This is a genomic window from Pseudomonas sp. BNK-7, assembly GCF_048072025.1.
GTDB lineage: Bacteria > Pseudomonadota > Gammaproteobacteria > Pseudomonadales > Pseudomonadaceae > Aquipseudomonas > Aquipseudomonas danubii.
Map to the genome: position 1 here is coordinate 4,527,005 of NZ_CP182252.1, position 14,976 is coordinate 4,541,980.

6 protein-coding genes are annotated in these 14,976 nt (G+C 67.0%); 5 read left to right on the forward strand and 1 reads right to left on the reverse strand.

Annotation, left to right across the window (positions count from 1 at the left end):
* Window positions 1-5 precede the first annotated feature (5 nt).
* From ACMGF8_RS20560 to ACMGF8_RS20575, 4 genes are all read left to right on the forward strand, one after another.
* Window positions 6-10,430, forward strand: a complete 10,425-nt coding sequence (locus ACMGF8_RS20560) for a LysM peptidoglycan-binding domain-containing protein (protein WP_416757030.1) — start codon at window positions 6-8, stop codon at window positions 10,428-10,430.
* Between the two features lie 67 nt (window positions 10,431-10,497).
* Window positions 10,498-10,890, forward strand: coding sequence for a hypothetical protein (locus ACMGF8_RS20565; protein ID WP_272753993.1), 393 nt, complete (start codon window positions 10,498-10,500; stop codon window positions 10,888-10,890).
* Complete coding sequence (locus tag ACMGF8_RS20570) at window positions 10,881-11,879, forward strand: DegT/DnrJ/EryC1/StrS family aminotransferase (protein ID WP_305949479.1); 999 nt, start codon at window positions 10,881-10,883, stop codon at window positions 11,877-11,879. The genes ACMGF8_RS20565 and ACMGF8_RS20570 overlap by 10 nt, the downstream gene beginning before the upstream one ends.
* Window positions 11,876-13,108 (forward strand): hypothetical protein, encoded by a 1,233-nt coding sequence (locus ACMGF8_RS20575; protein WP_416757031.1) that lies wholly within the window; start codon window positions 11,876-11,878, stop codon window positions 13,106-13,108. Before ACMGF8_RS20570 ends, ACMGF8_RS20575 begins: the two co-directional genes overlap by 4 nt.
* A 20-nt stretch (window positions 13,109-13,128) precedes the next feature.
* On the opposite strand, the gene ACMGF8_RS20580 is transcribed toward ACMGF8_RS20575, so the two are convergent.
* Window positions 13,129-13,953, reverse strand: a complete 825-nt coding sequence (locus ACMGF8_RS20580; protein WP_102865006.1) for an enoyl-CoA hydratase/isomerase family protein — start codon at window positions 13,951-13,953, stop codon at window positions 13,129-13,131.
* Window positions 13,954-14,117: 164 nt separating this feature from the next.
* Between ACMGF8_RS20580 and ACMGF8_RS20585 the strand changes: the two genes are divergently transcribed.
* Window positions 14,118-14,927 (forward strand): helix-turn-helix domain-containing protein, encoded by an 810-nt coding sequence (locus ACMGF8_RS20585; RefSeq protein ID WP_416757032.1) that lies wholly within the window; start codon window positions 14,118-14,120, stop codon window positions 14,925-14,927.
* Window positions 14,928-14,976: the final 49 nt, after the last annotated feature.

Here is a 14,976-nt window from a genome sequence, read left to right on the forward strand (position 1 = left end):
GACAGATGGCCAACAGCCCCCTGAGCAACCTCGCCGCGGCCCTGACCGGCGATGCCGGCGCGCCGATCGTCCTCACCCGCGACTACCTGATCGCCGGCCTGGCGGACGCCACGGTCAACGTGTCCGCCACCCTGGACAACGACCTCAAGGCGGCCTTCCAGTCGCCGGTCGCCGGGCTCACGGTCAACCTCACGGCGCAGAGCGTGCAGCCGCTGAATCCCGCCACCCAGACCTTCAAGGTCACCGGGGTCAGCGCGCGCTTCCTGCAACAGGACATCCAGCAGGGGCTGGTCCTGACCTTCGGCCTCACGGGCGCTGCCGGGGCCCAGAGCCTGAGCCTGGAAATCGTCACCACCCCGGCCAGCTGGACCTGGGCCGACCTGTCGAGCTTCGCCACCGGCATTCCCTTCAAGTGGACCGCAATCAGCAACGCGGTCTTCACCTTCAAGGCCAGCCAGGGCCCGCGCCAGGGCTTCGCCGCCCAGCTGACGCCGCCGCCCCAGCTCAGCACCGCGGTCGCGGTGGTGCAGAACCTGGGGTTCCCGACCCTGGCCCTGCCCTTCACCGGCAGCATGGACTTCGCCAAGGTCGACGGGGTCGAGGTGTTCATGCCCACCACCACCTTGCAGGCGCCGTTCCTCAACGTCAGCGGCGGCCTGAAGCTGCTGTACCTGAACGTCGATACCCCGGTGTTCGGCCTGATCATCGGCCCGCCGGAACTGCAGGACGGCGAAGACCCGGCCGAAGCCTTCTACGACCAGCAGGTCAGCCTGTATTTCGGCCTCAACCTGAGCCTCACCGACCAGAACGGCCAGTCCGTCGACTACCAGATGCGCGCCCTGGCCCAGATCAACAACGGCAGCGCCTTCAATTTCTACCTCGGCCACAGCGATGACGGCAGCGCCCTGCTGACCCCGGCAACCATCATCGGCCTGCTGGACAACAACGGCAGTTTCTTCAGCGGCACGCCACCGGTGTTGCAACAGTTCCTCTCCGGAATCGGCCTGCGCAGCCTCGCCCTGAGTGGCGTCACCCGCCCGAAACTGGCCCTGAGCACCGCCAGCGTGACCCTGGGCGCCGACCCCACGGTGATCAATGTCGAGCATCCCTGGGTGCCCCTGCAGGACCCGACCAACCAGCTGGTGTTCGGCGTCACCGATTTCGAACTGGTGTGGGGGATCAACTTCCTGCCCGAGGGCAACGCCCAGAGCTTTCTGTTCCAGACCCGCTTCCTGCTGTTGCCCGAGGTGTTCAAAGGCAAGACCGCCGACGAAAACGGCCTGTTCTTCGTCCAGTTCAATTCCGACCTGCAACTGCTGGCGCGCTTCGACGGCACGGCCAACCTCAATGACCTGATCGCCACCCTGACCGCTCAGTTGATTCGCATCCCCAAGAGTTTCGTCGACGCCTCGCTGTCCGACGTCGGCCTGAGCCTGGACGTCGGCGCCAAGAGCTACGCCTTCAACGCCGGTTTCGAGCTCGACCTGAACCTGTTCACCTTCGCTGGCCAGCCGATTCTCTCGGTCACCGACGGCCAGCTGTACATCAAGGCCACCACCCCCACCGCCGCCAGCGGCACCAACGCCCCGGCGGTGACCACCTACCAGGCGGGGATCGGTGGGCTGGTGGGCATCGGTCCGTATTTCGCCAATGCCAGCCTCGACTACGACGGCAGCAAGACCCCGGCCACCTGGCAAGTCGCCGCGCAACTGGCGCAGCCGGTGGACGTGCAGCAGCTGGTCAGCCAGTTCCTCAGCTTCGGCGGGACCTTCACCTTCCCGGATTTCCTGCCCGGCCAACTGCTGGTCAACACCCTGGAGGTGGACGCCAGCCTGAGCACCGGCAACACCCCGCTCGACAGCTACACGGTGGCCGGCAGCCTGCGCTGGACCTTCAACCTGGGCCAGGCCTTCAGCGTCGATACCCTGGCCACCCTGAGCCTGAGCTACGACGCCAGCAAGCCGGCGAACCAGCAGTACAGCGGCAGCGCCACCACCCTGTGGGATTTCAGCTTTCTCAACGACAGCGTGCTGCTGGGCTACAGCTTCGCCCCCGACAACCAGGGCAGCAACGCCCAGCTGACCCTGTCCTGGGAAGGCCTGACGGCGATCTATCAGGTCGACAAGAAGACCCTGACCTTCACCCTGAAGAACTGGAGCCTGGGCCGGCTGATCCAGAAACTCATGCAATCGCTGAGCGACCCGTATTTCACCCTGAGCTCGCCCTGGGACGTGCTCAACCAGATTTCCCTCGACGGCCTGTCGCTGATCATCAACCTGGAAAACAGCAGCGGCAGTAGCGTGCCGAGCATCAGCGCCAAGTACACCCTGGCGAGCAAGATCGACCTGGGGTTCATGAGCATCGACGGCCTGGTGTTCGAGCGCAAAAAGGTCAATGGCGTGGACAAGATCACCCTGGGCATCGACGGCTCTTCGGTGTTCAAGGGCAACAACCCCCAGGAGCAGCAGGACTGGAGCAACCTGCTGGACCCGAGCAAAGGCCAGCCAGTGGACAAGCTGCCTACGGTGCCGGGCCAGGGCACGGACTACTTCAGCCTGCCGCTGCTGGTCCTCGGCCAGCGGGTGGCCATCAGCGGCTACGACAGCTTTGCCAACACCAAGGCGGTGATCGACGCCCTGAAGGACGTGCCGTCGACTACCGGTTCCAGCAACCCGCTGAACCCCAGCGACAGCGGCAGCAAGGGCGTGCCCTACTACAACCGCAACAGCGACTGGCTGATCGCCGGGCAACTGTTGCTGCTCAAGACCGGCAAGGACTGGACCGTCGACCTGATGCTGGTGTTCAACGACCCCAACCTCTATGGCCTGCGCCTGGCCCTGGCCGGGGAGAAAGCCAAGGCCCTGGGCAACCTGGTGCTGGACATCCTGTACAAGAAGATCACCGACGACGTCGGCGTGTACCAGATCGAATGGACCTTCCCCGACAGCATCCGCAACCTCAACTTCGGTGCGGTGTCCGTGGTGCTGCCGGAGATCGGGGTGAAGATCTACACCAACGGCGACTTTCTCATCGACATCGGTTTTCCCTACAACCTGGACTTCACCCGCTCGTTCTCGATTTCCGCGATCGTCTACGGCGTGCCGGTGCTCGGTGCCGGCGGCTTCTACCTGGGCAAGCTGTCGTCGGTGACCGCCACCCAGGTGCCGAAAACCACCCAGGGCACCTTCGACCCGGTGATTGTCTTCGGCCTCGGTCTGCAGTTGGGCCTGGGCTACGACTTCGTCAAGGGGCCGCTCAAGGCCGGTTTCGCCCTGACCGTGTTCGGCATTCTGGAAGGCACCATCGCCGCCTTCCACGCCTATCACCCGTCCACCGCCCTGGTGCCGGCCGGCAAGAGCGTGCAGGACGACTACTACTTCAAGATCCAGGGCACGGTCGGGGTCATCGGCCTGCTCTACGGCAGCATCGACTTCGCCATCATCTCGGCCGCGGTCAACGTGCGCATCACCCTGTCGCTGTCCCTGACCTACGAGAGCTACAAGCCGATTCCGATTGCCGCCCGGGCCACGGTGGAGGTCAGCGTCAAGGTCAAGATCGACCTCGGCCTGTTCAGCTTCAGCATCAGTTTTTCCTTCCATGCCGACGTCTCGGCGCGCTTCGAGATCAACGCCATCGAGAGCGGCCCGGCGCCCTGGGCCGAACCCGGCCTGCTGCTGGCGCGCCAGGCCCGCCATGTCCAGCTGGCCAGTGCGCGGCGGGCCACCACGCCGCAACCGATGACCCTGCTGCGCGCCGCCGGCAAACCGCTGCTGAACGTCTACGCCACGCCGCAATTCACCGTGCTGTGCAACGAGGGCGCCAGCGACTACGCCGACCAGCAAGGAGCCTTCGTGTTCCTGCTGACCATGGACGCGCCCTCGCCGACCCGGGCCTCGGCCGACAGCGCCGGCAACAGCAGCTTCGAACGCCTGTGCGCCGACTACCTGCCCTGGCTCGTGGGCAGCCTGGGCTCGGCCAGCAGCGACCAGGACACCCTGGCCGACATCCTCGGCACCCTGGTGGACAAGGCCATGCTTGTGGAGGACATCAGACGCCTGGCCGACCTGGCCAACCCGCCGTTCGGCATCAGCGAGCTGCTGACCTTCCTGTCGTCCTTCGAGGTCAGCATCACCCTGCCCGACGCCTCCAATCAGGCGCAGATCCAGCAGGTACTGCAAGCCGGCTCGGTGCTGTTCCCGGTATTCGACGGTCTGTCCCTGAGCGTGCCCCTGGCCAATGCCGGCAGCGCGACCGTGGATTTCGCCCACTACGTGGGCACCAACAGCACCTACCGCAGCAATGTCGCGCAGATGTTCAAGGAGCTGGCCGCGCTGGTGACCGACGAGGAAACGCCGACACCGACACTGCGGGCCGCGGCGGACGACAGCGAATCCATGGCCGCGGTGATCTTCACCGACGCCTTCATGGTCATCGGCCGGCAACTGTTGCAGGTCGCGTTGAATGCCTTTGACGACTACGCCTATGCCACGGCCAACGGTAACTCCATCAGCACCATCCTGAGCTGGACCAACGACCAGCGCGGCAACAACCTGACCCTGGACGATATCGTCCGGCCCAACGCCGAAGTCGCCCTGAGCGACGGCCTGACCCTGGATATCCCGCTGCCGGCCTACACCCTGCAGAGCAGCGACACCCTGGCCAAGGTCGCCGCGGCCTGGTCCGACAGCGGCGTGCCGGCGCGCTGGAGCACCAGCGCCTCGGGGCTGATCCTGGCCAACGGCAATTCGTTGGTGATCGCCGCCAATCAGGTGATCAGCCTGCCGGTGGGCAACGACATCCATCAGTACACCACCGGCCCCGGGGAAACCTTCAACAGCCTGGCCCGGGCCCTGGGCGTGACGCTGGCGCAACTGGCCCAGGACAGTGCGCTGTACGCCATGCCCGGGCTATTGCTTGCCGGCCAGCCGCTGCTGCTGCCGAACCTGGCGTACCGCACCGCCGGCGACAGCCTCAACAGCGCCGGCGCGCGCTTCGGCGTCAGTGCCATGACCCTGTTCAGCGACCCGGCATCGGCCAACTTCGGGGTGGCGCCCCTGTTCGCCACGCCGCAGATCACCCTGACCTCACTCAACAGCCTGTACACCGAGGACCTGTGGAATCTGCTGGTGACCACCGACCAGCTGTCGCAACTGGCGGGCATGCTCTCGCGCTTTCTGGCCTACGGCCTGCGCCTGCCGGCGAACCCGGCGGGCATGGGCGGCCTGAGCCTGAGCCCGGCGTTTCTCTACCCCGCCAAGCAGAACGCCTATGGCCTGTACCAACTGACCGGGCAGCAGTTCCCGACCCCGGCCGGCCAATTGTCCGGCAGCGATTTGCCCATCAGCCTGAGCCGGGCCGCCACCAGCCACGGGGTCGACCTGTCGTTCGTGCAGATCGCCGGGGCCAGCAGCGGCTCGATGAACCTGAACCAGGCCTACAGCAACCTCTGCGGGGTACTGGCCTACGCCCGGCAAGGCAAGTTCCAGCCGGCGCCGCGCATCGACCTGTTGCCCACCGTGGCCCGCAGCCCGAAAGACTACGCGGTGAAAAGCGTGTCCCTGTGGTCGACCGCCGACCTGCAGCAGTTGCGCGACCTCTGCCAGCCGGGGCTGCGGGCCAGCAGCGAGGGCGGCGCCAGCGTGCAGCCCATGCTCTGGTCCCTGCCCGACGGCCTGATCCAGCTGATCAACCAGCGAGTCGGCAACCTCGCCCGGCAGTTGCCGCAGCTGGCGCAGCAAATACCCTACCTGCCGGCGTTCACCCCGTGCGAGGTGTCCACCGACCCGGCGACCCTGGAAACCACCAGCCGCGAGATCCCGGCCTACAGCTACGCGACCCGGGTCGACTTCACCATCAAGCGCCTGCCCCAGGCCGAACCCGGGGCCATCGCCGGCAGCGGCAGCAACCTGTCCTACACCTATGAACTGCTCGGCCCTTCGGCCACCGACGCGCAGTTGCTGGAACGCCTGCTGATCGCGGTCAGCGAGCTGGGCAGCGCGATCATCAGCGGCCAGTTCCTGCTGATGCCCCAGGGCAACGCCAAGGCCAGCAACCTGCTGAGCCAGGCCGCCAGCGACTTCCTGGCCTTCCTGACCCAGACCAACCTGTCCACCGAAACCAACCCGCCGCCGGCCTTGATGGCCGCACGCCTGGCCGAAGAAGCCGGGCCGCGGGGCATCCTCAATCCGCCCGAGGAAGTGGTCAAGCTGCTCTGGGAACTGTCCACCGTGCGTTCCGGCGGCTACTACCTGAGCTACTACGATGCGATCGCCACCGCCGGCCTGCCCGACAGCATCTTCGACGACAGCGGCACCGCCACCCTGACCCTGGTGGTGACCTACCCCCGCGACGCCCTCGACGGCCGCCTGGGCAACTTCGTCAACGCCTTCGTCAGCACCGACACGGTGATCCAGCAAGGCAGCCACATGACCCTGCGCTCGGCCGCCACCGCCGACCGCAGCCAACCGACCAGCGCCGGCGACAGCCTGGACAGCCTCGCGGCCTTCTACGGCATCGGCACTGGACGCATCGCCGAGCTCAATGCCGCCGTCACGCTGAGCAAGGCGGCGCAGGTGCCGGTGGACGGCATCATCCACCTGGTGACCCCGGCCGAGGCCAGCGCCGGCAACGGCCAGAGCGCGAGCATTCTCGACAACCTGGCGCGCTACTACTCGATGGGCGCGCTGCAACCGATCAGCGCCACGCAGATCGCCAACCTCAACCCCGGGGTCAGCGCCGCCAACGGCGTGGCGCTGTTCATCCCGGCCCTGACCTATGTCGTCGACGCCAGCCTGGCGCCGGGCAACAGCCTGCAATCCCTGGCTACCTACTACGGCCTTGACCTGGACGCCCTGGCGGTGGGCGCCGCGCAGGTCACCGGGCTGTTCAGTGTCGGCAGCAGCCTGAGCATCGACACCCAGACCTTCGATCTGCAGGCGGTGTTCAAACAGGGCAACGCAGCCTTCAGTGTGCTGCGCAACAACCCACCGCCGGTGGATTCGCCAAGCCAGGACCCGGACGGCTACGCCAGCGCCTACCTGTACAACCTGTACTCGGTGCTGTCCGCCGGGCTCGACGGTTCGCCCTGGTTCAGCGCCAGCGAGCTGGCCCTGCCCTTCGGCCCGCAGCGGCCGGACAGTGGCGTCGACTCGCCCGAGGCCCAGGCCCGCCGGCGGGCCATGCGCGATCCGCAAAGCCGCGCCCGGGCCCTCAACGACCTGGCCGAGGACAGCCAGTACAGCTACCAGCAGACCCTTGGCCTGGCCCGGCGCGCCACCAGCAATGCCGCACCGACGCCGGCCCGGCCCGGGCTGCCGAGCGCGGAGGACAACCCCTACCGTGGCGTGGGCAGCTTCGCCCAGGTCAACCTGACCTGGCTGGACATCTTCGGCAACATCACCGTCACCCCCTTCCAGGCCCCCGCGCCCGGGTATCCCGGCAGCCTCAATCACCCGCCGCTGCCGCTGCGTTACTGCGACCGGCTGATCGCCCTGTCGGCCTGGCCCAACACCCGCAGTTTCTATACCTACGAAGCCGTTACCGGCGGCGCGCAACTGGTGATCAGCCTGAGCCTCGACACTTCCAGCTATGACCCGGCCGGCGGTGACAAGGTCAAGGAGCAGGCCAAGAAGGACCTGGCGATGTTCAAACTGATCTACTACCAGCTGAACCAGTCCTACAAGGATCTGCAGTTGCCCTGGTGCCAGGGCCGCGCAGTCAGCGTGGAGCTGGTCAACAGCCTGTTCGCCCAGCCCCTGAGCCGACTTGATGACAACCAGGCGCAGCCACTGCTGGACTATGTCAACGGGGTGATCCTGTACCTCGCCCAAGTGGTCCAGGGCACCCGCCCCGCCGCGCCGGCCACGGTGCAACTGAAGCTGGCGGTGGACATCGACGCCATGGCCCCGGGCTCGATCCTGCCCCTGAGCCTGACCCTCAGCCTGCGCCGGGTGGCGGCGCTGGTGGAGCCGGATGTCGCCGGCCTGGAAGGTGGTGTGGCGGTGACCAGCACCCTGCTGCCGGTCCCCGACGCGCTGAGCGCCAGCACCAGCGGCTACAGCCAGTTCGCCCGGGCCTTCGAGGCCCTGTTCCAGCGGGCCGGGGCCTGGATGACCCGGGTCGGCAGCGGCACCGCGGACCCGGGCAGCACCCCGGACGGCCGCAGCCAGACCCTGTGGGCCGCGCGTTTTGCCCTGAGCGACGGCAACGACGGCATCCGTTACCGCATCGATCCGGCCCCGGGCTACTTCGCCGCCCAGCCGATCGCCCGCAGCCTGACCTCCGACAGCGTGCAGATCTACCCCAACTACCAGCCGGACCAGCCATTCCCGAGCGGCGATCCCGTGATCCTGACCCTCACCGGGGTCGATCAGAACCTGTGGTTCGAAACCGCCCTCAAGGCCATCGACGGCTTCCTCGCGCCGACCTACGCGCCCTCGGTGTTTCTGCTCGACACCCTGCTGGGCAGCAAGGACCCGCTCAAGGACGGCAACCTGGGGAAAATCCTCAGTGCCAAGCAGACCCTGGCCGACGCCATTGCATCGACCATCAAGCCGGTGCTCTCGGCAGGCCCGCAGGATGGCCCGGCGCGAGCCGCCGCGGGCGAGAAGCTGCGCCAGACCCTGCTCAACCAGCTGTATTCGGCCTACAGCACCACCGCCATCGTCGGCTTCTCGGTGCAAGGCAGCGCCACCGGCGAGCCCCTGTCGCTGTACGGCCAGCCGACGGTGACGAGCGCCGCACCTGCGGCGCGCACCAGCGACCCAGCGGTGGCCGGCAACGACAACTACGCCTTTGGCAGCGGGCGCATCGCCCTGCCCGACACCCCTGGGGAAAGCGCCCTGGCGTTTGTCTTCAACTCGCGCAACGAGGCGGCAAGAAGCTACGTGCCGCTGGACCTGGAGCTGCAGATCAGCCACCTGGAGCATGACGTGCGCAACGTGCCGGGCATCAGCGGCTACACCCAGTCGAACTGGATCTCGCTGATCTCCGGCCCCTTGCGGGTGCCCCTGGCCGACGGCCAGACCCTGAACCTGCCGGTGCTGCTGCGGGCCCTGCCCGAGCCGCCGACCATCCAGGGGCAGACCGCGACGGCCTGGGCCCCGGTGCCGCAGCAGGTCTCGGACCTGAGCAAATGGACCTACGCCTTCGACTCGCTGGTGCGTGGCACGGCCCAGGACAGCCTGAACGTGGCCATCGCCCTCAACACGCCAACCGTCGATGGCGCGCTGCGCAGTGCCAACAAGAGCCTGGTCACCGCCCTGGCGCAATTCGTCAGCGTGTACCCGAGCATTGAAGTGGCGATGCAGGACAACCTCAGCGCGATCAACTTCGGCGAGCCCACCGCGGTGCAGATTGCCGCGGCGCAACAGGCGGTGGAGGCCTTCGTCTACATCGTCCAGGAGGTCACCGAGGCCTACGATGCCTGGGCCCGGCCGCTGCTGCGCAGCGCGGCGGCGTTTGTCGCGCCCCAGGCCCTGACCTGCAGCTTCAGCCAGGTACTGGCACCGGTGACGGTGGATGGCCAGGAGCGGGCCGAAACCCTGCTGCTGGATGTCAGCATCAATCAGGTGGCGGCCAGCTACGATGCGGCCAGCGGGCAGATCAGCGCCACCCTGCCCCAGCTCGGCAAGGTCAGCCTGCCCTTGCCGCTGGTGCAGATCGCCCCGCAACAGTACGACGCGGTGAGCGTGGTCGATCCGAGCAACCCGGGGCTGATCGCCTACCGCTACCGACTCAAGGGCAGCCAGCCAGCCGTGTGGCTCGACTACGCGGATGCACTGCTGATCGACGAGCGCCGCACCAGCCTGCCGGCCCTCAACCTGTTCGACCACCAGAACGCCTGGGCCTCGCTGTCGGTGGAGCGCAACCGCATCCTGTTCCCCGCGGCGGACATCGGCACCCTGCAGACCAACCCGCTGTTCCGCTTCTCGACGCCGGTGGTGCGCTTTGTCGAAAGCATCAGCCCGCACATCAACCAAGGCGCCTTCTCCCTGGACAACCTGCAGGTGCCGAACGCCAGCCTGGACGACTACCTGGAGGTGTTTTTCGCCGCCCTGGGCGCCGGCAGCAACGGCACCACGGTGCAGGTCGGCATGGAGGGCCGCTACAGCTACGAGGTCGCCGCGCCCGGCGTAGTCGCGCGCACCGTGCTGCCGGCGGCGCTGCTGTTGCCGGTGGCGACTTCGCTGAACAGTCCACCGGCCTTCACCAGCGCCTTCAGCCAGGCCATCGATCGCTGGCGCCTGGCCGAACAGGTCACGGTGCAGGGCAACGCCCGGGTCGACCTGACCCTGCGGGCCTTCAGCGCCGACGATCCGGCACAACTGGCGCAAGGGGCGGTGGCCGCGGACAACCAGCCACCGCTGCTGAGCATCGAAACCCTCTGGGTATCCGCAAGCAAGGTTCCACCGGAACAAGGAGGTGCATGAGGCCACCACTACCGCGCACTGTTGATGAAGATGACCGCTTTAAATCAAACCTATTGGAGTACACCACATGAACGGACACACCAATCCCTCCTTTGACGAAGCCATGCCACTGGGGGTGTCTGATGCGCAATTCATCAATGACCTGCATGAGCTACTGGAGCGCCACGGCAACCTGGATCGCTTCGGACTCTGCCTGCTGCACGATCACTTCGCGGTCGCCGAGGACGAGATCCTGCTCGAATGCAACGACCATGAAGCCCGCACCCTGCACCTGGATGTGGTCAAGCGCGGCGCGCTGCCGGAGAGCAAGTTCACCAGCTGGCGCATTGGCGGCCCTCGGGCCGAGGCCCTGACCGCCTGTGCCATGGATAAATGCAAGGTCGAAGCCTTGACAGCCTGCGCCATGGACAAGTGCAAAGTCGAAGCCCTGACCGCTTGCGCCATGGACAAGTGCAAGTAGTTCCAGGTCCTGCCGATGGCCAGTGGCGGGCACGGGAGGCCGATCGGCTGCCGTGCTCGTCCTGGCTCGCGCAGTTTTATCAGCGGCGCCACGGTGCCTTGGTCGGTTCCGGCACCGCGGCGCTGGAACTGGCGTTGCGCCAACTGGGGGTCACCGCCACCTGGCGGGTCGCGGTTCCCGCCGCCACCTGCCATCAAGTGGTGGCCGCCGTCCTCAATGCCGGCGCGATACCGGTGATTATCGAAAACGCTGCCGACCTGCTGCTCAGCAGCGAGGCGCTGGCGCCCCATATCCATGGCCTGGACGCGGTGATCGCGGTCCATCAATACGGCTTGCCTTGCGACATCCCGGCCTTGCGCCAGTTACTGGGCCCGCGCCTGCCCATCATCGAGGACAGCGCCGGAGCCTGGGATCTGTGCTGTCCCGGCGCATCGCTGGTGGTCACCTCCCTGGGCCACGGCAAGGCCCTGGACATTGGCGGCGGTGGCGCGCTGTTCGGCGATCTGCCGGTGGATGGCGACATCGACGTCTGGTCGCCCGGCCAGCGTTCCCGCGCCTGCCCGGCCTTGAGCCCGGCCCTGTCGATTCATGCCCTGCCGGCGCTGATGCCTGCTGTCGCCAGGGCCCAGGCCCGTAGCCAGCGCCTGCGGCAGCAGATGCCCGGGCTGCTGGCGCGCTTGCGCGATGCCGGCCTTGAGCCCTGGGCACCGGCCGGATCGGCGCCGCCCAACGGTCAATACCTGGCGATCCGCACCCGCGAACCGCAGTTGTTCGAGCGCCTGCGCCACAGCCCCCATGCCGACGCATTGGGAGTCTGCGCCCCGGCGCCTGGCGCGCTGCGGGAGCTGCCCATGCTGCGCGGCCGTGGCGAGGTGGCCCAGGGGCCGCAAGCCAGCCTGGAACTGCGCCGCAACTGGGTCCTGCTGGACCCGATCGCCGCCCTCGACTACCCCGGGCGCCTGGATGCCTGGGCCGGAGACACTCGATGAACAGTCCCGCCGCCTGGCAACCCCAGCACGATCTGAACCAGCCTTTTGCCCCGGGCCCACGGGTGCAACAACTGGCCGACTACGCCCAGAGCGGTCAGACGCTGAGCACGGAACAACTGCTCGGGGTGGCCGGTGCGCGGGTGCTGTTCGCCAACTACCCGGTGCTGCGCGCCGACTTCGACGCGCCCTGGGAGGGAGCCACGGAGGCGGCCATCGATCGCTGGCTGCTGGACCACGCGGCTTTTATATCCACCAGCCAGGCAGCGGCCCAGGGCATCAACACCCCGATTACCCTGGACGACCGGCGGGTAACGGCCTGGCGTCCGCCGCGTTATGGGCGCGCCGCGGTGCTGTGCGCGCCGGCCAGCGAGCAGGTGCTGTTCGACATCAAGGGCATTGGCGTGCCGCCGGACGAAGCCCCGCAGTTGCCCCATTCCAACGGTTTGCTGACCCTGGCCGAGGCGGTGCATGAAGTACTGATGGAGCACCTGGTGTTCGCCGCCATGAACCACGCCGGCGCGGCGATCACGCCATTGCCGGCCTATGCCCTGATCGACCTGGGCTTCGATGCCTTGTGGCATGACGGGCGTGCGGCGGAACCGGCGGTGCTGCTGTTGCGTCGGGCCTGCACCCGTCCGCGCTGCCAGTGGCAGCGCTACTGGCAGGGCCCCGAACTGGCCGGGGCCCTGATGCAGGCCGAGCTTCTGCTGCGGCGTTATGGCTTGACCGCCAGCAGCTGCGGCGCGGTGCGCTTTCACCTGTGCCAGGAGAACGGCGGACTGCAAGTCAGGCGCGATGAGCAAAGGCTGGCGGTCAGTGCTCAGGTGGCCGAGACGCTGCACCGCTTGTTGAGCGCCAACCGGGGGGTGCCGTTACTGATCGATGGGGTCAATGTGCAACTGGCGGGGGTGTCCAGCGTGGCGCCGTTGCAACTGCAGGTGATGGACTTTGGCCGCTATCGGTTTGCCGAAAGATTCGAACATCACCTGTATGCCTGGATCGACGCCGATTACCAGAACCTCAACGGCCTGTACCTGGCGCCGGACGATCCGCGCTACGTCCAGCCCGATCCGCGCCTGAGCCTGGCCCGCAGTGCCGAGGGCCGGTGTTTCGCCGAACTACAACGCCAGGTCGCGGGGTTTCGCCAGGGCGGCGATCCCCAGCGTCTGTGCCAGGCGTTGCGCGCCGCCCTGGAAGAAGCCTGCCGGCCATTGCGCGGCCAGGCCTGAGTCCCGGGGCTGGACGGGGCTCAGTGCTTGACCATGCCTGTCGCGGGGCGGCCTCCACGATCAGGGTGATCGCGCTCGATGAAGCGGCGCAGTCCTTCCTGGGTTTCAGGGGCATGGATTGAGCGATTGAAGCACTGGGCTTCTATCTTCAAACCTTCGGCCAAGGGCAATCCGTAACCGCGGATAGCCGCTTCCTTGTCCGAGCGCATCGCCGGTTGCGGCAGACCGGCCAGCACCTGGGCCAATTCCAGCGCGCGCTTGAGGGAGCGTCCGCTGGGCACTATTTCGTTGACCAGACCGATACGGTAGGCCTCTTGGGCATCAATCACCTTGCCGGTCAGAATCAATTCCATGGCCCGGCCCATGCCGACAATCCGCGGCAGGCGCTGGGTGCCGCCGTCCGCCAGGCCGATGTTCCAGCGGCGGCAGGTAACGCCGAACGAGGCATGCTCTTCGGCAATGCGCATATCGGCAAAACAGGCCCACTCCAGGCCACCGGCATAGGCCACGCCATTGACGGCCGCGATCACCGGTTTATAGACGTCGACCCAACGGCTGGGGCCGATGATTCCGGGGCGTTCGCCACGATCATGGGCGGCCATTTCCTCGGCGCTCGACGGCACCAGTTGCGCGGCGGCCTTGAGGTCGCCGCCGGCACAAAAGGCCCGATCGCCGGTGCCGGTAATGATCGCTACCAGGGCCGTGTCATCGTCGCGAAAACGCGTCCAGGCGTCGATCAATTCAAGGTGGGTCACAGGGCCGATGCAGTTGCGCTGCTCGGGGCGATTGAAGCGGATGACCACTACGGGTCCGTGCTGCTCGTAGGCGATTTCCTTGAAGTTCATGGCAGCTCCTGTTGCAGGTCGTGGCGCGGTTGAGCAAAACCCGAGTGCAGTATAGGCAGCCCTGGCGCGCGCTCCCGTCCGGCATCCGCGCTCAGCGCAAACTGGCACCCTTGCAATCCACCCTGTTAGCCTGCTCATCCGTCCCCTTACCACAGAGCTGCAGCATGACGCCCTCAGCGCAATTCTGGCGCGACCCGAACCTGCCTTACGTAGAAAGCCGCCGAGCCTGTGACAGCCGCGCCAACTACAGGGCCCACAGCCACCCGACAGTGTCCATCGGCGCCGTGGACCGTGGCATCAGCCTGTTCAGTGGCGGCGCCGAGGGACCCACCCTGATCCAGGCCGGCAGCGTGGTGTTCGTCCCGGCCCATTGCGCCCATGCCTGCAATCCCCAGCCCGACACGGCCTGGAGCTACCAGATGCTGCACCTGGAGCCGCGCTGGGTCGAAGGCGTGCGCCTGGAAGCACAGCAGCAGGCGGCATTGGCGCCTGGCCAGGTGCTGTTGAGTCACGACGGGGATCTGTACCAGTGCTTTTGCCGCCTCAACGACCTGCTGTTCTCCACCGCCAGTTGGCAAGACAAGGAAGCTGCGCTGATCGAGTTCATTGGCGACTTTCCGCTGCAGGGGCAGCCGGTGATTGCCCTGGCCGCCGATCCGGGCCTGGCCGGCGCCGGGGTCCGGCGGGTCATGCAATTCCTGCAACAGGAGGCGCAACAGGCTCACCCGCTGCAGCGCCTGGCAACGCTGGCAGGCCTCAGCCGCTACCAACTGATCCGGGCCTTTCGCGCTGCTACCGGGATGACGCCCCACGCCTACCAATTGAACCAGCGCATCATCCAGGCCCGCACCTCGCTGCAGGCCGGCGAGGCCCCGGCGGCCCTGGCCCAGCGTTTGGGCTTTGCCGATCAAGCGCACTTCCAGCGGGTGTTCAAGGCCCACGTCGGGGTCACCCCGGGTTTGTACAAGCGCTGAAGGTCGCGCAATTTTCTTCAATACCCCAGTGCTGACGCCCGGCAGACTT

Bases quoted from the DNA above. Each gene is read 5' to 3' on its own strand.
- ACMGF8_RS20580 (WP_102865006.1), bottom strand. From the start codon at position 13,953: ATGAACTTCAAGGAAATCGCCTACGAGCAGCACGGACCCGTAGTGGTC.
- ACMGF8_RS20575 (WP_416757031.1), top strand. From the start codon at position 11,876: ATGAACAGTCCCGCCGCCTGGCAACCCCAGCACGATCTGAACCAGCCT.
- ACMGF8_RS20560 (WP_416757030.1), top strand. From the start codon at position 6: ATGGCCAACAGCCCCCTGAGCAACCTCGCCGCGGCCCTGACCGGCGAT.
- ACMGF8_RS20585 (WP_416757032.1), top strand. From the start codon at position 14,118: ATGACGCCCTCAGCGCAATTCTGGCGCGACCCGAACCTGCCTTACGTA.
- ACMGF8_RS20565 (WP_272753993.1), top strand. From the start codon at position 10,498: ATGAACGGACACACCAATCCCTCCTTTGACGAAGCCATGCCACTGGGG.